Here is a 20093-nt window from a genome sequence, read left to right as displayed (position 1 = left end):
ACAATTAATGACGAATGAGTTTTTCCTTGTGCTTAATCACCTGGCGATCCAACTTGTCGATCAAGGAGTCGATAGCTGCGTACATGTCTTCATCTTCGGAGTTGGCAAATAACTCTCCGCCGTTAACATTTAATTTTGCTTCAGCAATTTGTCGGAGTTTTTCCACACTCAACACAACGTGCACGTTATTAATATGATCGAAGTGACGTTCCAGCTTTTCGAATTTTTCATGCACAAAATTACGCAATGACTCGGTGATATCGACGTGGTGGCCAGTTAAGTTAATTTGCATAGTCGACTTCCTTCTGTTTGTAGGTAACACATACTGAAGTAATGCTTCAGCTTTGACACAAAGAAACAAACTTAAAATGAAAAGGTTTGCTTCCGTAGGTTCTCATCGTTTGTTTAAACGCGTATTTACGTCATTCTTTTTGACTTAAATAAGCGATTTACGTTCATTGGAAGGGGGAATATTCATGGCTTCGCGGTATTTGGCGATGGTTCGGCGCGCAACGTTAATCCCCTGATCTTTCAATAAAGCAGCAATTTTATTATCACTGAGTGGTTTGGCACTGTTTTCTGCCGCTATCAGTTTCTTTATCAAGGCTCGTATTGCAGTCGACGAGCACTCGCCACCCGTTACGGTACTGACGTGGCTGGAGAAAAAATATTTTAATTCAAACACACCGCGTGGTGTGTGCATGTACTTTTGCGTCGTCACACGTGAAACCGTCGACTCGTGCATGTCCACTTCTTGTGCTATATCGGACAGAATTAATGGCTTCATGGCTTCTTCGCCGTACTCAAAAAAGCCAATCTGCTTTTCAACAATGCTGCTGGCCACTTTGAGCAAAGTATCGTTGCGACTTTGCAGGCTTTTAATAAACCATTTGGCTTCTTGCAGGTTGTTTTTCAAAAAGGTGTTGTCGGCGCTTGAGTCGGCACGCCGAATTAATGAGGCATAGTTACTGTTAATGCGCAATTTGGGAGCGCAATCGGGGTTCAGCTCGACCTTCCAGCGACCGTTTTGTTTGCTAACGAAAACATCCGGGACAACGTATTCGGGTTGACCACTGGTTATGGCGCTACCAGGACGAGGGTTGAGTCGTTGGACAAAAGCCATGACTTCTTTTAAGAAATCTTCTGGCCATTTGGTTAATCGTAAAATTTGTTTGTAGTTTTTCGAGGCGAGGGCGTCAAAGTGTTGTTCGATTAACTCTTTGGCTTCCAGCCAAAACGGCGTGTGCTCGTTAAATTGTCTCAATTGAATTTGTAAGCATTCTTTTAGATCACGCGCTGCAATACCAATCGGATCAAAGGATTGAATCAACCGCAACACCGCTTCCAGTTCATCGAGTTCTACTTGTTCTTCAAAATTTTCCAGTTCATCCTGGTTAATCAGTTGCAACAGATCGTCGAGTGGCGTTCGCAAGTATCCTTCGTCGTCGATTGCATCAATAATGACCGTAGCGATAGCTTTATCTTTTTCGGAAAGGGGTGTTAAGGTTAATTGCCATTGCAAATGATCTTGCAACGACTCAGTGGTTTCACCTTGAAATTCAAACTCTTTTTCATCGTCGGAGCGAGACAGAGAGGTTGGTGGAGTGTATTGCCAGTCTTCCCATTGCGTGTCGACGACCAGATCTTTCTCAATCGAGTCATTCTGTAACGCGTCAGACGTATCCAGTTCACTGTCTTCGGTTTTGGGCTCTTGCTTGCCGTTGGTTTTTGAGTCTTTACCGTCGATCAGCTCGTCATTGCTAATATCATCGGCGCCATCCAGCATCGGATTAGACTCCAACGCTTCTTGAATTTCATTTTGCAAATCAAGACTGGAGAGCTGCAACAGTCGAATGGCTTGTTGCAGTTGAGGCGTCATGGTCAGACTCTGACCAATTTTTAATTGTAACGATGGCTTCATTTAATTTGGTTATAGCCGTTAGGTTGAATCTTATCGTTGCCTTTCATCTATTTACCTGAAGCAGGAGAGTTAGTTTTTGAAAAGCCGTGGACTGAATTGTGGTACCCACCATTTAATAATAGCAAGTTACTGGGTTTCGGGAAGCGTTTTTCTAGAAAAGCTAGCGAACCTTGTAAACTCAATTGGGGTTATTTTAGCGTTTTCAATGGCTTGCGCCTAGTAGAAATTTGTTTATATAGCTTTCGAGTGAAGTCGTTAAATTTGGAATAAAAATGCTCATCACAACATCAACTTTTTATAGATTAAATTCTTCACCCAGGTAGACTTCTTTAACCACACGGTTGTTCAGTACCGTTTCGGCACTCCCTTCTGCGATCAGTTCACCAGCGTTGACTATGTAGGCGTGTTCGCATACCGACAAGGTTTCCCGCACATTATGATCGGTGATCAACACGCCGAGCCCTCGTTGTTTCAGCTGTTGAATGATCTGTTTGATCTCGTTAACGGAGATGGGATCGACACCGGCAAAGGGTTCATCGAGCAAAATAAATTGTGGGTCATTGGCAAGTGCTCGAGCAATCTCCACGCGTCGGCGTTCACCTCCCGACAAGCTCATGCCGAGATTGTTTCGAATGTGTTCAATTTGAAACTCGCCGAGCAGTTTTTCCAGTTGCTGTTGCTGTTGCGACTCGTCGAGATCTTTTCTCAATTCCAGTACCGCCAAAATATTATCGGCAACCGACAACTTACGAAAAATAGAGGCTTCTTGTGGTAGGTAACCGATACCCATTTGTGCCCGTTGGTGCATGGCCTTTTCGGAGATGTCTTTTTCACCTATCAGTACTTGCCCACTGTCTTGAGGGACCAAGCCAACGATCATGTAAAAGGAGGTGGTTTTACCGGCACCATTAGGACCCAACAAGCCGACAATTTGACCGGGGTTAACCTGCAGCGAAACACTTTTAACCACTTTGCGGCCTTTGTAGGCTTTGGCCAGGTTTTGGGCAATTAAAGCACTCATGGATTCTGGTCTTTTATCACATTGATGCGTTGATTTTCGATGGCCGGCACTTCCCACTCATTTTTCTGGGTATTAAAAATCAGTTTGGCTGCTCGTATCACATCGCCTTGTTGCTTAAACTCAATATCGCCTTCCAAAACGGAGATACCCGATTGGTAGGAGTAATTCACTTTGTTCGCACGCGCTTCGACCTGATTGTTATCTCGATCGGTAAAAATAAACAGGACAGGATTGCCCGTTGCAACAAAGTTTTCCGGGGTTAACTGTGTTTTGCTCTGGTAGTCGTATACCAATTGTTGGGCGTTGATCGACAGGTGGCTACCATCGGCTTTGGACAGTTTCAATTGGACCTTAGTGTGTAAAGACAGTTGGTTTCGCGAAGCTAAAAACTTGGTGTGATAGGCAAGGGCACGAAACTCAAATTGTGGGCTGAGCTGCAAAATGCTTAATGGTTTGCCTTCGGCTTGATAAACGCTGACTGTTTCAGATTGCTGAACAGCGAGATAGTCTGCGCGCAATAAGAGTTCCGGGTTGCACAGACGAACATCACCTCGATACTCAATAATGCCCAGTTTTCGATTGCCTTTTGAGCTTGCTGCATTCAGTTGTTCTACTGCGCAAAGAGATTGCGATGGCGCAGAGGGTTGAGCAAAGCATAACGGTGAAAACAGAAGCGTAACTAGTACTGATCGCATTTTACGATTCATTAAGGTACTCATTTTTACTTGGTGCTCATTGCGTTTTAGTTCCACTGACCTGACGTAAAATCTGGTATTCCTGATTTTGTAAATCGACAATAAATCCTTCACCCGATAGCCGTAAAGCACCATCTTCAATCACAACCGCATGTTCCGATTCAATTTTTTGTTGCTCCGCTTGGTAGAGCAGTTGCTCGGTATTTAAGGTTAGTGGCGGCATCGTGTTTAATTGTTCAAGCTTTACCTGCTGCGTAAGCTGTAATTGTTGAAAATCGTTACTGGCAATGGCCATATCGGCGTTCAGAAGCCATTGTTGGTTTGCAGCACTTGCTAAAATTGTCGGTTTTGTAATCGTGACTTGATCCGATTGAACCTCCACTTCTTTTGCGTCGATGGTTTGACGTAATTGCCCTTTGTCGTTGAAGTGCCGCACTTTAACATTCAGCATGCGGTATTGTGTAAGTTCATCGGCGAGCATAGTTTCTTGTTGCGGTTGTGTTTTTTCGTCCAACAATTGGCTGGACAACAGCAACACGGCAATCAAAATGAATAAGTAAGGTAGCGCCCGCTTTAAACTCATGACTTGAGGTAATGCTGATAAGTAGACAACAGTTGGTCGCGACTGGTTAATAGCAATTCGGCAATATTACGTACGGCACCTTCGCCACCTTTGTTGGGAGTGATCCAGTCGGCGTGTTGTTGCAAAAACCAGTTGGCATCATTAACGGCAATACCTAAACCGCTTTGTTGCATTAAGGGTAAGTCCGGTAAATCGTCGCCTACATGAGCCACTTGTTCTCCGGTTAACTGTTCTCGTTGCAATATCGTTTGAAAGGCGGCATTTTTATCGCTGTTGCCCTGAAACAGATGGCTGATACCTAATTCTTCAGCTCGACGTTCAACAATTTTCGATTGTCGGCCGGTAATTATCGCGGTTTTAATTCCGGCTTGGTGCAACAGTTTAATGCCTAGGCCGTCTTTAATATTAAAGTTTTTAATTTCGTCGCCTTGACTACTGTAATAGACTTTGCCATCGCTCAACACCCCATCAACATCCATGATTAAGAGTGATATGTTTCTTGCTTTTGCCAGTAACGATTCGGAAAGATTGGGCAGCTCCATTAAACGACTCCTGCTTTTAATAAATCGTGCATATTCAGTGCGCCGATTACCCGGCGGTTCTTATCGGTAACGATCAGCGCGTTTATCGCTTTGTCTTCCATTATTTGCACGGCTTCTGCCGCCAACATATCGGCCTCGATGGTTTTGCAATTGGCGGTCATCACTTTTTCAATGGTTGTTGCAGTAAAGTCGATTTGCTTTTCAATGGAACGTCGTAAATCGCCATCGGTAAAGATTCCTAATAGCTTTTGATCATCATCGACAATCGCCGTCATGCCCAGACGTTTTTCTGTGATTTCGAGCAACGCCTGTTTGAGCAAGATGTCTTTTTGTACCATAGGCACATCGTCGCCCTTATGCATAATATCATCCACTTTCAATAACAATTTGCGTCCGAGGCTTCCACCAGGATGTGACAGTGCAAAATCATTAGGGCCAAATCCGCGCGCATCAAGCAAGGCTACCGCGAGCGCATCACCCATGACCAGCGTTGTGGTCGTCGAAGCTGTTGGGGCCAAGTTTAGAGGGCAGGCTTCTTTTTCAACACTGGTGTCTAGGTTAACGTCTGCTAAACGCGCTAAGGTTGATTTCGGGTTACCCGTCATACTGATCAAAGGCACATTTTTACGTTTGATCACGGGTAAAATGCCAGTAATTTCCTCGGTTTCGCCTGAATTGGACAGGGCTAACACTACATCGTCTTTAGTGATCATGCCCAAGTCACCATGGCTCGCTTCGCCCGGATGCACAAAAAAAGAAGGGGTGCCAGTACTGGCTAAAGTGGCAGCGATTTTACTGCCAATATGCCCTGATTTACCCATACCGGTGACGACGACTCGACCGTGACAGTGCATTAAAATTTCACAAGCTTTGGCAAAGTCGCCATTGATCGATTGATAAAGTTTATCGATGGCTTGCTTTTCAATATTAATGACCGAGCGGCCAAGTTGAATATAACGATCTTGATCGGGCATAAAGTCTGTTCTTTGATTAAGTCCGTTCTTTAATAAAAATGAAGGACTTATAATAATTTGAATTTGATTTTAACCGGTTAATGATTCTAAGGATAGACCTTCGCCTTGAACCTGTCTGAATAGGCCTTAAGTGTTAAACCTTAAAGCCGCCCCATTTCACTCAAGGCACTAATCGCCAACCAAGTGACAAAGGAAATCAGTAATAGGCTTCCTTCCCAACGGTTAATATGACCTTTCTGGTTGGTAAAACTGTAGCTCATCACACCCATAGCAAGAGTTAAGGCAACCATGGGCAATGCGTTCAGGTAAATGACTTTGGACAGGTTTGGCTCGAAATTGATGCCGACAAGTACGCCAGGCAAGCTCAGTACTGCGAGCAAATTGAAAATATTGGAGCCAATCACATTGCCGAGTGCCATTTCGTCTTCATTTTTTAATACACCGGCCACAGACGCTGCCAATTCTGGCAAGCTGGTACCGATGGCAATGATGGTTGAACCAATTATAATGTCGCTGATACCAAATTGAAGTGCGATATTGGATGCGCCGTATACAAGCATTTTCGAACTGACTTGCAGCAGGATCATGCCTGCAATAATCCAGAACGCGGCTTTACCATTACTCATTGTATCGGGCAGTTCATCAACGATTTCCTTCAGCATGAGATCCTGGCGTACGCGAGTTTTCATGCCGATGCGAACCAACCAGGCTACATAAAGGACGAGCGCTAACAGTAATGGCCAACTTTCCAGCGGGGTTAAGTCGCCATCCCATAATAATGCGGTTGCCCATAAAGTAATAAAGAGCAGAATAGGAAACTCGCGTTTTAACGTACCGGATTCCACATGCAGCGGTTTTATGAGTGCGGACATACCGAGTACAAAAGCAATATTGGTGATATTGGAACCGAGTGCATTTCCTAAAGCCATACCGGGGGTGTTCGAAAGAGAGGCATTTAAGGAAATGACGATTTCGGGAGCGGAAGAGCCAACGGCGACAATGGTTAAACCTACGATTAAAGGAGACACGCCTAGATTACGGGCCAGTGCCGCTGCACCATCAGTAAACCGGTCGGCGCTCCACACCAGAAGAGCAATGCCGGACACTACCAGCGCAAAATATTGATAAAACATAGGTTAAAAAAGTACCTTCGGACACGCAAAGGCGCCTATTAAAGTGTTTGTGAGAGCAGGAATCAAGTGAATTTTGCTTTTATATGGGCTCATAAGGTCATTGTAATGCAGTTCTCTTGGTGGATGTGCTTGAAATCGTGACAATTTTTTTCAGCATGTGTGGGTATCGTTTGGTTTAGGGTGGACAGCGTAAGACCCATCAGTCAAAATTACGCACTTTTATCAGCCCTAAAGAGACTTATCAGCGATGACGCCAGATGAAATCAAACAGTTACTGGAACAAGCTTTTTCCGACGCCACAGTGATGACAGACGGTGATGGCAGTCACTTTAAAGTTCGCGTAGTTTCCGATGTATTTGCCGGATTACGACCGGTGAAGAAGCAACAAATGATCTACCAAGTACTCGATGAGCACATTAAAAGTGGCGCTATTCATGCCCTTTCCATTGAAACCTATACCCCTGATGAGTGGTCCAAAGCCAGCAAGTTGCAACTCGGCTAAATCTATTATCGCTGTCATCTATACTCATTAGAAAGCAAATCGGAGCAATCCCATGGATAAATTATTAATTTCGGGCGGTGTACCGCTGTCCGGAGAAATCAGAATTTCGGGTGCTAAAAATGCTGCACTGCCGATCCTGATGTCAACCCTGCTGGCGGATGGTAAAACCGCAGTCGGCAATGTGCCTCACTTACACGATGTTACCACCACCATTGAGTTGATTGGCCGTATGGGTTGCAGTTTAACCATCGATGAAAAGCTGAATGTTGAAATTGATACCAGTACCATCACGAGCTTTGAAGCGCCATACGAGCTGGTGAAAACCATGCGTGCTTCCATTTTGGTTCTTGGGCCTCTTGTTGCACGCTACGGACGTGCCGATGTGTCTCTTCCTGGTGGTTGTGCTATTGGTACACGCCCCGTTGATTTGCACATTAAAGGCCTGGAAGCGTTAGGCGCGAACATTTCAGTCGAAGGCGGATACATCAAAGCGCGTAGTGATGGGCGACTGAAAGGTGCGCATATTTTTATGGACCTGGTGAGCGTTACCGGTACCGAAAATATTTTAATGGCAGCGACTTTGGCAGAAGGTACAACCGTTATTGAAAACGCTGCTCGCGAGCCCGAAGTAGTGGATTTGGCCAATTGCCTGAATTCTATGGGAGCCAAAATCAGTGGCATTGGTACCGACACATTGGTCGTGGAAGGTGTAGAGCGCTTACACGGAACTCACTACAACGTACTGCCGGATCGAATTGAAACCGGAACCTATTTGATCGCTGCTGCAATCACCAGTGGCAAAGTAAAGGTAAAAGATACCGATCCGAAAATACTCGATTCGGTATTAATGAAGCTTGAAGAAGCCGGCGCAAAAATTACGACGGGTGATGATTGGGTTGAGCTCGATATGGAAGGGCGTCGTCCAAAAGCGGTCAATATTAAAACTGCGCCTTACCCCGGATTTCCCACCGATATGCAGGCACAATTTACCGCACTCAATGCGGTTGCCGAAGGCACTGGAACCATTGTCGAAACCATTTTTGAAAATCGATTTATGCACGTACCAGAAATGTGTCGAATGGGAGCCGATATGCAAATCCAGGGGCATACTGCGATTATTAAAGGTGTCGAACAACTCAACGCGGCGCAAGTGATGGCAACCGACTTACGAGCATCCGCCAGTTTGGTTTTAGCTGGGTTAGTCGCAAAAGGCGACACTATTGTTGATCGTATTTATCATATCGATCGAGGGTATGAGTGTATTGAAGAAAAGCTGCAATTAATGGGCGCTAAAATTCGTCGCGTACCTTCCTAAAACACCGTTGCGAGCGACGAGTTTCGAGTAGAAAAACGTCAAACTTTATTTGACGTGCAGCAATTAGATTTCATTTTTTCTCGCAACTCGCAACTCGCAACTCGCAACTCGCAACTATTCTCCCGGCGTTTCGCCAACTATCATTTCCAATTCAATTAACTCTTGTTTTCGATAGACTTGAAAAGCCAGTTTATCGTTTGGCTTCGTTGTGCCCAAAATACGAAACACTTCTTGGTAGGAAGAAATCAATTTACCGTTGATGTGCGTCAGAAAGTCGTATTTTTTGAGTCCTGCTTGTTCAGCGGGGCCGCCGGGCTCCAACGAGGTCACCAAAAGCCCTTCGCCCATTTTCATAAAGGGGGGCGCAAACTCTTTATGGCCTTTAAAAGTCAATAATTGGCTTGCGGTAAACCCAAGCCAGCCACGAGTGATTTTACCGTCGTCCATCAAGTCTCGAACAATATCTTGAACGTAAGTAATTGGGATACTGAAGCCGATCCCCGATTGTGCGGTACCTTGATTTCTTGCCGCCAGTTGTTGAACCGTAATGCCTATGAGTTCCCCATACGCATTTAAAAGGGCACCACCAGAGTTGCCAGGATGAATGGCCGCGTCAATTTGAAAATAAGGCATATCAACATGGCCAAAAGTTCGCGTAGCGCTGATCACGCCCATGGTTACCGTTTGATCAAACTGGCCATAAGGGTTTCCTACCGCGAATACGATATCACCAGGCCTTACCTTGCGATCGCTACTGATTTGTGGAGTGGGCAGGTTTTCGAGATCGATATGAAGCAGAGCAATATCGGAGAGGGCATCGGCACCAATGATGGTTGCGATTTTTTCCCTTCCATCGGAAAGTTGTACCAGAATCGACTCCGCTTCGCGGATCACATGATAGTTAGTGATGACGTAGCCATCGCTGTCCATAATAACACCTGAGCCTACATTCACACCCACATTAACTAAGTAGCGATCTTCGTAGCTGGTCGGGTTCGGATTTTTCGATAATGTACCTTTACCAAGCGTGCGAATACTGACCACCGATGGCGCAGAACGGTCAATCGCGTCGGCGTAACTTGTGGTAAGGTTGGACTCCTCTTTCGGTTGTTCCGATGTTGGCGCAGTGACTTCAAGCACGAGGCGTTGTGCGAGCCACTGCCTGAGTTGAAAGCTGGCTTTGGTTTCTGAAACCAATAGCAAGTAAAGGAATCCGAGTAACAACCCGACAAAAATATATTTAATCCAAAATTTCAAAATAGTATCGAATCTGTCCAATTTTAAAGTGGGGTATTGTTACCTGACTCGAGGAGAGAAACAACTCCATCCTTCTGAAATCGCATGTGAAGGACGGAGTACTTGCGGTAAGATTAACGAATAATTATTAAAAATTGTTCATTTTCACGGCGAATTCGTAATGCCAACGCTCGATTGGGTTCGGGCATGGTTTTCGCCAATTCGTCAAAATCTCGTACTCGGTAACGTCCAACCCCTTCAATTACGTCACCGGGGCGCAGGCCGTAATAGGCCGCTCGGGTTCGACGTCCAACCTCTAAAATTTCAATACCGGCTTTATCACTGGGCATACCTTGTTTATAGCCAAGTAATACACCGTTCAAAAGTGGATGAAATTTTTCACCACGTTTTTCTATTAAGTTGGGCTCATCTAACGTGACAACGATGTTCGATATGCGGTTGTCTCTTAGTAGCTGCAGTTTGACTTCGCTACCGGCAGGTATTAAGCCTTCCTGATTCAGCAGGTCGGCTCGTGTTTTCAACTTTCGGCCATTTATTGATAGCAGGATATCGGTTGTCTGTAACCCGGCTTTGGCAGCTGTTGAGTTAGGGCTCACTTCCGTTACAACAACGCCGTGGTTTTTGTTCACACCTAAAGCACGTGCTAACGCCGGGGTCAGTTCCTGCACTGAAATGCCGAGCAAACCTCGGCGTACTTCGCCGTATTCAATAAGGTGCTGCATGATGGTTTTGGCTAAGTTTATCGGAATAGCGAAACCAATCCCGATATTGCCTTTTGGGCCCAGAATCGCCGTGTTAATCCCAATGAGTTCGCCATGCAAATTGACCAAGGCCCCTCCAGAGTTTCCTGGATTAATGGCTGCATCCGTTTGAATAAAGTCTTCGTATTGTTCAATGCCGAGTCCGGAGCGACCTTTAGCACTAACAATGCCAGAAGTGACACTGTGGCCAAGGCTGAATGGGTTGCCTATCGCAACCACAAAATCACCCACACGAAGCTGGTCGGAGTCACCTAATACAACGGCGGTTAGGTTGTCTGCTTTTACTTTGAGTAAGGCCACGTCGGTTTTTTCATCGGAGCCCAATACTTCAGCATTGAATTCTCGGCCGTCTTCTAAAGTGATTTGAATTTCATCGGCACCGCTGATGACGTGATGGTTTGTTAGTATTAAGCCTTTTTCAGCGTTGACTATGACGCCTGAACCGAGGCTATTAGCCTGGCGTTGTCTCTTTCCCGGTAACAAAAATCCAAACACGGGATCGCGCATATACGGCGTTTCAATCGTTGCCGTAGTGGCTATATTAACCACCGCGGGATTGGTTTTTTCCAACATGGGAGCCAGGCTAGGTAGTGGTGTACTTCCGATTTTATCGGGTAATTGAGCAAAGCCGGCTGGGCTTAAAGTGAGTGAAGTAACCACAACAATGGCAAAAATCCAATTATTCAACATTATGATTCCTCAAGCGTTTCGGGTATAGACAGAAAAACTTATGTAGGGTTCGATGTGTTAAAAAACAAGAGGTATCGGAAAAGTTGCGAGTTAGGAGCAGTGAGTTTCGTGTTGAAGATGTTGTAGGGGCGGGTTTCAAACCCGCCCCTACTTGGTTAGTAACTCGTTCAGGTTTTTACATTGTCCATATTCAGGCTGTTATGGTTCACCACGCCTTTTTCTTTCACTGCGTAGTCTAAAGGAGGACCTTCAGACTTTTCTTTTTTCTTATCCAAGTGAATGATATCGGCGGAAGCTTCCGGCTCATTGCTGGCTTCTTCCGTTTTGGCTTCTTCCTCGGCCTGATTGCGATACTCGTGGGCGCGATAGAAACTTTCGTTGCTGAAAGTATCTTCACCGCGAAAACCTTCATTGGGCAAATACGGATGATCCACACGGTTGACCGAAGACTCGTTTTCTAGGGCCATTTTAAATGGCTGAGCTCCAGCCAGTGATTGTGAACTGTTGGCCATGTGTTGATATAGTGCCTGGTACTCGTGAGTGACTTTACCAAAAAGACTCGCGGTTTTTTCAAAATGATCCGATACCTGTTGGCGGTATTTTTGAAGCTCAGCGTCTTTGCTTAGAACCAAACTCTCAAGCTCATCAATTTTCTTTTGTGACGGTGCCTTATTTTTGCCTAACGTGTAAGCAACGGCTGCGGTTGCGGCTAAAATCAGGATGCCTGCGATCCACTCCATATACATCTCCCCTGAAAACGTAAGATATTGCGTTAATTAAATAATAGAGAATTTCGAAGCAAATTACGACTCATCTGACCTGAAAAGTTCCTTTTCGAAGCCAAAGTAGCGTAAGTCGCTGATTCTGTGTGGGTAAAGTATGCCCAAAAGATGATCAACTTCGTGTTGCACTACGCGAGCATGAAAGTCTTCCGCTTCTACAGAAAAAGGTTTGCCGTGTTGGTCAAAGCCTGAGTACCGAATCGCTTTGTACCGAGGTACCAATCCGCGCATACCCGGAATCGATAAACAACCTTCCCAACCATCTTCCAGCGTGTTATCCAGCACTTCAATTTTGGGGTTGATTAATATGGTTGTCGGAACGGGCTCTACATCGGGGTAGCGAGGGTTATCGTCTACACTGAAAATGACCGCCTGCTTAGAAACACCAATTTGCGGTGCGGCCAATCCGGCACCGTCGTTTGCGGTCATCGTATCGAACATGTCTTGCAGCAAATCGTCCAGTTCAGGAGTGTCAAATTCCGTTACCGGTTCAGCTTGTTTTAACAACAAAGGGTGACCCATGGTAAGAAGCGTGCGTGCCGGCATAATGTGCATCTAAACTTTAATTGAATCGATTCCTCATTATTGGGGGCTTGCCATTGCTTATCAATAGCCGTTCGAAATTATTCTCGAATGGCTTCAATTGTTCCTCGCATCTAAAAGTGCGAAAATGCGCGCATTGTTATTATAGATATTGTTGTTGCATTCAAAAGTAACGGTCCACCCACGGAGAAACTCATGCCGCGAACGGCAGCATCTGAAAAACTGATCATTGATGGTCCAGCCGGTGAGCTGGAAGCGGTGATTGATTACCCACAAACGTCGCAAGCTCGAAAAGGTGTGGCGATTTGTTGTCACCCACATCCTTTACATGGCGGTACCATGACCAATAAAGTGATTCATACGGTTGCTAAAGCACAAGTGAGTCTGGGGCTGGTTGCCATTCGTTTTAATTTTCGCGGAGTGGGAAAAAGTGCCGGTGAATATGCAGAAGGTATCGGTGAAATGGATGATTTGCGTGCCGTGATTGGCTGGGCGCAACAAACCTACCCTGAACATCAATTGTGGCTTTCTGGATTTTCGTTCGGCTCCTGGATTGCAACAGCGGTAGCCAATGAGTATCAGGTTGAACAATTAATTACTATTGCACCACCGGTTGAGCGGGGTGTGTTTGAGTCGGTCGAGCATCCTTACTGCCATTGGTTAGCCATTATGGGTGACGCCGACGAAGTGGTGAGTTTTAAAGCAACCGAAGAATGGATTGAGTCATTGCATCCTAAACCCGATTGGATTGTGTTTAAAGGTGCCGGACATTTTTTTCACAGTCGTCTTATTGAATTGCGTGATACCTTGGAAAAAGAGTTACAACCACAAGCCCAATTACTTTCTGCATCTGCCTAACCCCGTTTTGTTGAAACCTGTCGCATGAGCCAACATTTTATTCAATCCACTCCGTTAAAAAGATATCGTCAGGATTTAAAGCGCGATGATTTTCAGTTTGACCCCGCACAGGAAGAAGCTGTAAAACTGCTTGATGATCTTTTCAACCGATTAATTGAACGACACCAATCGTCTCATTCGTTAGTGAATCGTTTGTTTTCGACTTTTGTAAAACCGCAACCCGTGAAGGGGTTGTACTTTTGGGGTGGTGTTGGTCGTGGCAAAACTTATTTGGTTGATACGTTTTACGACTGTTTGCCATTTCATGAAAAAAAGCGATTGCATTTTCATCGTTTTATGCACGACGTTCACCACCGATTAAAACACTTTAAGGGAAAGTCGGATCCTTTGGAAAAAATTGCCGATGAAATGGCAAGTGATGCATTAGTCATTTGTTTTGATGAGTTTTTTGTAAGTGATATTACCGACGCCATGATTTTAGGAGGATTGTTTCAGGCATTATTTAAACGAGGGGTTACTTTGGTGGCGACGTCTAACATTCCACCTGAAAAGTTGTATTGGAACGGACTGCAACGCGAACGATTTTTACCCGTCATTCACCTGGTTCAACAACACACACAAGTGGTTAATGTTGACGGAGGTGTTGATTATCGACTGCGTACTTTAGAGCAGGCGGAAATTTATCATTATCCATTGGATAAAAAAGCCGAAGAAAATTTAAACTTCAGCTTTGAACACTTGGCAACGGAAGTAGAACCAGATAATACACCGATCAATGTCGAAGGGCGCAATATTGAAACCGTTCGGCTAGCCGAAGGTGTGGTTTGGTTTAACTTCGATGCAATATGCAATACGCCACGCAGTCATGCTGACTATATTGAGCTTTCACGTTGTTATCATACGGTATTGATCAATAAATTGTATCAACTGAATAACGATCACAATGATGCCATGCGACGATTCATCAGTTTGGTGGACGAATTTTACGAACGTAATGTTAAGTTAATTATTGCGGCAGAGGTGCCAATGGGTGACATATACGTTGGCACCGCGCTGGCGTTTGAATTTAAACGAACGTTAAGTCGTTTGCAGGAAATGCAGTCGCACGATTACTTGGCGCAACCGCACTTGCCGTAAGAGGTAATTTTGGGGGACATGTCTGATACTATTGTTTACATCGATAACGACTCATTTTGAATTACGGTTTTTACTACAATGGACGTTTCGAACTGATATTGACTGAGTGTTAAATAGTCAATGTTTTGAGAAAGCGAGTAAATGCGTTTGAGCGAGATTCGAGGCTAAAAGTTACTTAAAACGGCGTATTATTCCGTTTGATTTTTGATGTATCTCACATGTGAATATTTACCTGGAATGGTGAGTGTATGAGTGTCATTTGAGAGATCTCTTACTTGAGCCAACTTTCCACTTTTGCGATACTTCGCGCCGTCTCATCAGGGAGTTGTTGCTTCACAGGGACACCAAATGAATAACCGTTTGCGCCAATAAAAACATTTCGCAAACAAAAAAAGTATCACATCGATTTTTCAGGGGACACTCATGCACCGCGTTTTATCTGCGCTCGGTCTTTTTTTGGCCGCGTTTTTTGCTACCACTTTGTCGGCCGCTTCGGCAAACTTAACGGTTAACGAAGATTCGACACTGCTTATTTTTCCCCCTAATTATGGGGTCAGTTATTCCGATACGAACACCTCTGTTAGCGAAGCCAGTCACGGTTCAACGTATGTTGACACGACCATCGATAAGGTGAAATACACGCCTAATAGCAATTACTGTGGCAGTGATTCTTTTACAATTACCACCGCCAACGTTGGTGAGCCAGATAGATACAGAAGATCAAGAGTCACCATTGAAACGTTAAATGTTTCTGTTCAGGTCAGTTGTATTAATGATCAACCCACCATTTCCAACATCGGCAATCGAACCATCAATGAAGACGCCGGACAACAAAGCGCCAGCTTTACCATTGGCGATGTGGAAACCAGCGCCAGTTCGTTAACCTTATCGAAAGCGTCAAGCAACACAAGTTTGATCCCAACCGGTAACATCAGTTTTGGTGGCAGTGGCGCTAACCGAGTGGTGTATTTTACGCCAGCTGCGGATCAGTCGGGCAGTGCAACCATTACAGTGACCGTGTCCGATGGCAATAAAACGCGCAGTGACAGTTTTGTGGTCACGGTGAATGCCGTTAATGATCAACCCACCATTTCCAACATCGGCAATCGAACCATTAATGAAGACGCCGGACAACAAAGCGCCAGCTTTACCATTGGCGATGTGGAAACCAGCGCCAGTTCGTTAACCTTATCGAAAGCGTCAAGCAACACAAGTTTGTTCCCAACCGGTAACATCAGTTTTGGTGGCAGTGGTGCAAATCGGGTGGTGTATTTTACGCCAGCTGCGGATCAGTCGGGCAGTGCGACCATTACAGTGACGGTGTCCGATGGCAATAAAACGCGCAGTGACAGTTTTGTGGTCACGGTGAATGCCGTTAATGATCAACCGACCATTTCCAACATCGGCAATCGAACCATTAATGAAGACGCCGGACAACAAAGCGCCAGCTTCACCATTGGTGATGTGGAAACCAGCGCCAGTTCGTTAACCTTATCGAAAGCTTCTAGCAACACGAGTTTGATCCCAACCGGTAACATCAGTTTTGGTGGCAGTGGCGCTAACCGAGTGGTGTATTTTACGCCAGCTGCGGATCAGTCGGGCAGTGCAACCATTACAGTGACGGTGTCCGATGGCAATAAAACGCGCAGTGACAGTTTTGTGGTCACGGTGAATGCGGTTAATGATCAACCGACCATTTCCAACATCGGCAATCGAACCATTAATGAAGACGCCGGACAACAAAGCGCCAGCTTCACCATTGGTGATGTGGAAACCAGCGCCAGTTCGTTAACCTTATCGAAAGCGTCAAGTAACACGAGTTTGTTCCCAACCGGTAACATCAGTTTTGGTGGCAGTGGTGCAAATCGGGTGGTGTATTTTACGCCAGCTGCGGATCAGTCGGGCAGTGCAACTATTACAGTGACTGTGTCAGATGGCAATAAAACGCGCAGTGACAGTTTTGTGGTCACGGTGAATGCCGTTAATGATCAACCGACCATTTCCAACATCGGCAATCGAACCATCAATGAAGACGCCGGCCAGCAAAGCGCCAGCTTCACCATTGGTGATGTGGAAACCAGCGCCAGTTCGTTAACCTTATCGAAAGCTTCGAGCAATAAGAGTTTGATCCCAACCGGTAACATCAGTTTTGGTGGCAGTGGTGCAAATCGGGTGGTGTATTTTAAGCCTGTCGCCAATCAGTCGGGCAGTGCGACCATTACAGTGGCAGTGTCCGATGGTTATTTACCTAGCTACGAGAGTTTTGTGGTTACAGTAAATGCCGTTAACGATAAGCCCGTTATTTCGGCTATACCGGATCAAGAAATTTACGGAGGTAAAAATACTGGAAATCTTGCTTTTACACTTAATGATATTGATAACGATGTGGCGTCAATTACGTTAACTGCCCAATCCAGCGACACATCCGTTATTCCAGTCAATCTCATTTCATTTGGAGGAAGCGGAAGTCAACGAACCGTTAAAGTAGGATCGAATGCCTATAAATATGGAAAGGTTTTGGTAACGGTTAATGCTAGCGATGGTTCCGATGTAACCAGCTCAACTTTTGTTGTTAATGTTACTGCCGCTCCAGAGTATGCGAGCTCATTACCTTCAACCATAAAAAATAATACCCTGGTTAATTCATTGCCTATTCAATCCGACATTGTGGGCGCACTGGAGGGGCAAGCGAGTGTTTCCGGTGGGGCTGCCACCTACACCATTCCTATTGCTATTCCGCCAGGTCGTAATGGGATGCAGCCTTCAATATCGTTAGACTATTCGTCTCGGAGTGGTAATGGTGTTGCAGGTGTTGGTTGGAACTTAACTGCGGGAGGATCGATCCATCGATGTGGAAAAACTTACGCTCAAGATAAAGTACGTCTCAACATCACGTACACAGATGAAGATCGCTTATGCTTAAATGGACAGCGTTTAATTGTTATCAGCGGAACATATGGTCAAAACGATGCTGTATATCGCACAGAACTCGATTCGTTTATTAAGGTCACTCAACACTTTAATCTTAATTCTTCCTCCAGTTACTTTATTGCTCGGGATAAAGCGGGGCGAATAAGTTATTACGGAGGTACATCATCCGCAAGTAATAATGCTCGACATATCGCTGAAGGACGCGTCGAAGTACTCACTTGGGCATTAGCAAAAGTAGAAGACCCTTCAGGCAACTCCATGCTGTTAAATTACAGCGAATACGGTGCGGGTGAGTGGCTTTTAGATAATATACTCTATACCGGTGATAGTAATAATAATGGAGATCGAAAAGTTTCTTTTACTTACGAATCACGTCCTGATGCCAGTGTGTCTTACTTGGCAGGTGGTAAAAAAGAAAGCACCCAACGCTTAAAAGTTATCGAAACCTTTATTAACAACATTGAACGTGTACGAAGTTATGAATTGGGTTATGGCTCGCAAAGCGGAGTTACTCAGCGAAGTTTATTACGTAGTGCGCAAGAATGCTCCTATGTTACCGGTTCAAAAATTTGCTTGCCGATAACAGAAATTGACTGGCAAGAATCGGAGCGCGTATTTACCAAATTAACCAGCAATCAACACTCCGTAGGCACTTTAAATGGTAAGTATGGAAACGATAAGAAATCAGGCGAGTTCAGTTTTTGGTCTCTGGATCAAAGTAAAGATTTAGATGGCGATGGAGGCTTGGATTTGCACCGCGATGGAAAATTCTTCATCACGTCAATGGGTCAGTGGATCAACCCAAGCACTAACACAAGTAATGATGGCGGAATGGCTTTAACCGCTCAATTTGGCAATCAATTTGTCGATTACAACCTGGATGGAAAAGCCGAGTTTATTCGAGCTAACGATGCTGGAGAACTCGTATTGTTTGGTTGGGAAAACAATCAAGTTGTTGAAGTGTTTAATACCGGTATTGATGCAACCTGTTACAACACACGCGATGCGTACGGTACGTTTGTTTTTTGTCAAGGACACACGGGGGATTTCAACGGCGATGGTTACACGGATCTCTTAGTACCTAATCGCTACGCATGCACCCAAAGTGATTTACCGCCCAACCCGGACAATTCCGGAACGCCCATTGTGAATTGTAGCGGCGGTGATAAAAACTTGTATTTCAAGCTTTATTTGCACAATGGTAATCCCAGCGCCCCTCAATTCAATTTAGTCAATGGCAACGTCATGTCGGCCGCTAACGCCAGTGCCACTGAGTTTCAAGTGATGGATTTCAATGGCGACGGTCGTTTGGATTTGGTCCGCCTTGGTGCTTACAGCACCAGTGTGGTTTGGTATCGACAAAACGCCGATCACAGTTTTACTCAACTGTCGGTGGCTCTGTCGCTGGTAAATCGCAACTATCGTCCCGGCATGCAGCAATGGATGGATGTAAATGGCGATGGGTTGACGGATTTGCTCATTTTGTCGTATCAATCTCAGTCGACCAATTACACTTGGAAACTTTTCATAAACCAAGGCAATGGCAGTTTTGCTCCCGGAGTGGATACCAATATCGCGGAGCCGGTTTACCGAAAAATTTACAACGAGGAAGCACGCAAAGAACAATCGCTGGCCAATCGCATTCGTCAAATAGACTTTGATGGCGACGGTATTAACGACTGGATTGTGCCGGTCAATCGTCGTGCTTGGGCCATGTGCCAGACGGGACTACCTCCCGGTGTGGTGTGTCCTATTGATCCGATGGCGAACGAAGACGACGGCATGGGACGCGATCGCATTCCGCACAAATACGATACCTGGAAATACGAAATTCATTTAACCCGTTTTCATAACGGTAGCTTGAGTTTTGAAGTCGCTAACATTGGCGAAACTCAACTGGTGGCAGCGCTTCAAAACACAAAACTGCTGGATGTTAATGGTGATGGCGTTCTCGAAATAGTTACCGGCATTGGTTATGAAGATGACGGTACACGCACAAATACTGAAACACCTCACGATTTATTCGTTTATCAGCTTGCGTATCAAAATAACGACAGTATCACAAAGGTTACAAATGGCTTAAATATTAGCAGTGAGTGGCATTACCAGCCGTTAACGCATTCACATTCAGACGGCCGTGCATTGTATGTGTTAACGGATCGCAGTGGTGCCAATCCACCGTATTTTAATTTCAGTAACACTATGACGGTGGTGAGTCAATTTAAACAGTCGGATGGTATTGGTGGTCAAAACATCACTGAGTATCAATATCGTGATGCGCGCTACCACGCCCAAGGTCGAGGATTTCAGGGTTTTCATAGTGTAGTCGTTGATAATCCTGATGGTACTCGAGCCGTCACCGATTTTCATCAAACGTTTCCATTAGCCGGGCAAATACAAGAGTCTAGAGTCTGTTTAATTGCAGATAACGATGAAACCTGTACCTCG

The 20093-nt window shown here is 45.2% G+C and carries 17 protein-coding genes; 5 read left to right on the top strand and 12 right to left on the bottom strand.

Translation table 11 applies throughout. From position 1 onward, the window contains the following. Positions 1 to 4 precede the first annotated feature (4 nt). From hpf to ACTUJY_RS14080, 8 genes are all read right to left on the bottom strand, one after another. Positions 5 to 292, bottom strand: coding sequence for a ribosome hibernation promoting factor (hpf, locus tag ACTUJY_RS14115; protein ID WP_463616750.1), 288 nt, complete (start codon positions 290 to 292; stop codon positions 5 to 7). Between the two features lie 144 nt (positions 293 to 436). Then, positions 437 to 1921, bottom strand: a complete 1485-nt coding sequence (locus tag ACTUJY_RS14110) for an RNA polymerase factor sigma-54 (RefSeq protein ID WP_463616749.1) — start codon at positions 1919 to 1921, stop codon at positions 437 to 439. Between the two features lie 295 nt (positions 1922 to 2216). Further along, the gene (gene lptB, locus ACTUJY_RS14105) at positions 2217 to 2942 is read right to left on the bottom strand and encodes an LPS export ABC transporter ATP-binding protein (protein ID WP_463616748.1); all 726 of its coding nucleotides are present in this window, start codon (positions 2940 to 2942) and stop codon (positions 2217 to 2219) included. Then, a complete protein-coding gene (locus ACTUJY_RS14100; RefSeq protein ID WP_463616747.1) occupies positions 2939 to 3637 on the bottom strand; it encodes an LptA/OstA family protein in 699 nt (232 codons plus the stop codon). The genes lptB and ACTUJY_RS14100 overlap by 4 nt, the downstream gene beginning before the upstream one ends. A 37-nt stretch (positions 3638 to 3674) precedes the next feature. After that, complete coding sequence (gene lptC / locus ACTUJY_RS14095) at positions 3675 to 4220, bottom strand: LPS export ABC transporter periplasmic protein LptC (protein WP_463616746.1); 546 nt, start codon at positions 4218 to 4220, stop codon at positions 3675 to 3677. Beyond that, on the bottom strand, positions 4217 to 4762 hold the full coding sequence (gene kdsC / locus ACTUJY_RS14090; protein ID WP_463616745.1) for a 3-deoxy-manno-octulosonate-8-phosphatase KdsC: 546 nt from the start codon (positions 4760 to 4762) through the stop codon (positions 4217 to 4219). The genes lptC and kdsC overlap by 4 nt, the downstream gene beginning before the upstream one ends. Next, positions 4762 to 5736: a KpsF/GutQ family sugar-phosphate isomerase gene (locus tag ACTUJY_RS14085; RefSeq protein ID WP_463616744.1), complete on the bottom strand. Its 975-nt coding sequence runs from the start codon at positions 5734 to 5736 to the stop codon at positions 4762 to 4764. Before ACTUJY_RS14085 ends, kdsC begins: the two co-directional genes overlap by 1 nt. A 140-nt stretch (positions 5737 to 5876) precedes the next feature. After that, positions 5877 to 6869 (bottom strand): calcium/sodium antiporter, encoded by a 993-nt coding sequence (locus ACTUJY_RS14080; RefSeq protein WP_463616743.1) that lies wholly within the window; start codon positions 6867 to 6869, stop codon positions 5877 to 5879. Positions 6870 to 7116: 247 nt separating this feature from the next. Here ACTUJY_RS14080 and ACTUJY_RS14075 point away from each other — a divergent pair, with 247 nt between their 5' ends. Continuing rightward, the gene (locus ACTUJY_RS14075; RefSeq protein WP_463616742.1) at positions 7117 to 7371 is read left to right on the top strand and encodes a BolA family protein; all 255 of its coding nucleotides are present in this window, start codon (positions 7117 to 7119) and stop codon (positions 7369 to 7371) included. 52 nt (positions 7372 to 7423) lie between these two features. Beyond that, complete coding sequence (murA, locus tag ACTUJY_RS14070; protein WP_463616741.1) at positions 7424 to 8686, top strand: UDP-N-acetylglucosamine 1-carboxyvinyltransferase; 1263 nt, start codon at positions 7424 to 7426, stop codon at positions 8684 to 8686. Between the two features lie 114 nt (positions 8687 to 8800). Here the strand turns inward: murA and ACTUJY_RS14065 are convergent, their stop codons facing one another. From ACTUJY_RS14065 to def, 4 genes are all read right to left on the bottom strand, one after another. Then, positions 8801 to 9943, bottom strand: a complete 1143-nt coding sequence (locus ACTUJY_RS14065; protein WP_463616740.1) for a S1C family serine protease — start codon at positions 9941 to 9943, stop codon at positions 8801 to 8803. A 113-nt stretch (positions 9944 to 10056) separates the two neighbouring features. Further along, positions 10057 to 11394 (bottom strand): DegQ family serine endoprotease, encoded by a 1338-nt coding sequence (locus ACTUJY_RS14060; RefSeq protein ID WP_463616739.1) that lies wholly within the window; start codon positions 11392 to 11394, stop codon positions 10057 to 10059. A gap of 167 nt (positions 11395 to 11561) precedes the next feature. Further along, a complete protein-coding gene (locus tag ACTUJY_RS14055; RefSeq protein ID WP_463616738.1) occupies positions 11562 to 12134 on the bottom strand; it encodes a Z-ring associated ZapG family protein in 573 nt (190 codons plus the stop codon). Positions 12135 to 12197: 63 nt separating this feature from the next. Next, positions 12198 to 12722 carry a peptide deformylase gene (gene def, locus ACTUJY_RS14050; RefSeq protein WP_463616737.1) on the bottom strand — a complete coding sequence of 175 codons (525 nt, stop codon included), beginning with the start codon at positions 12720 to 12722 and terminating at the stop codon, positions 12198 to 12200. Between the two features lie 192 nt (positions 12723 to 12914). On the opposite strand from def, the gene ACTUJY_RS14045 reads away from it, so the two are divergent. From ACTUJY_RS14045 to ACTUJY_RS14035, 3 genes are all read left to right on the top strand, one after another. Continuing rightward, positions 12915 to 13577, top strand: a complete 663-nt coding sequence (locus ACTUJY_RS14045; RefSeq protein WP_463616736.1) for an alpha/beta hydrolase — start codon at positions 12915 to 12917, stop codon at positions 13575 to 13577. A gap of 24 nt (positions 13578 to 13601) precedes the next feature. Next, positions 13602 to 14714: a cell division protein ZapE gene (gene zapE / locus ACTUJY_RS14040; RefSeq protein ID WP_463616735.1), complete on the top strand. Its 1113-nt coding sequence runs from the start codon at positions 13602 to 13604 to the stop codon at positions 14712 to 14714. 423 nt (positions 14715 to 15137) lie between these two features. Further along, on the top strand, positions 15138 to 20093 hold a 4956-nt coding region (locus tag ACTUJY_RS14035; protein WP_463616734.1), incomplete at its 3' end, for a tandem-95 repeat protein.

Source organism: Pleionea sp. WD8-19 (assembly GCF_055326765.1).
Note: the sequence above shows the minus strand (reverse complement) of the source record. Positions and strands in the feature narration are given on the sequence as shown.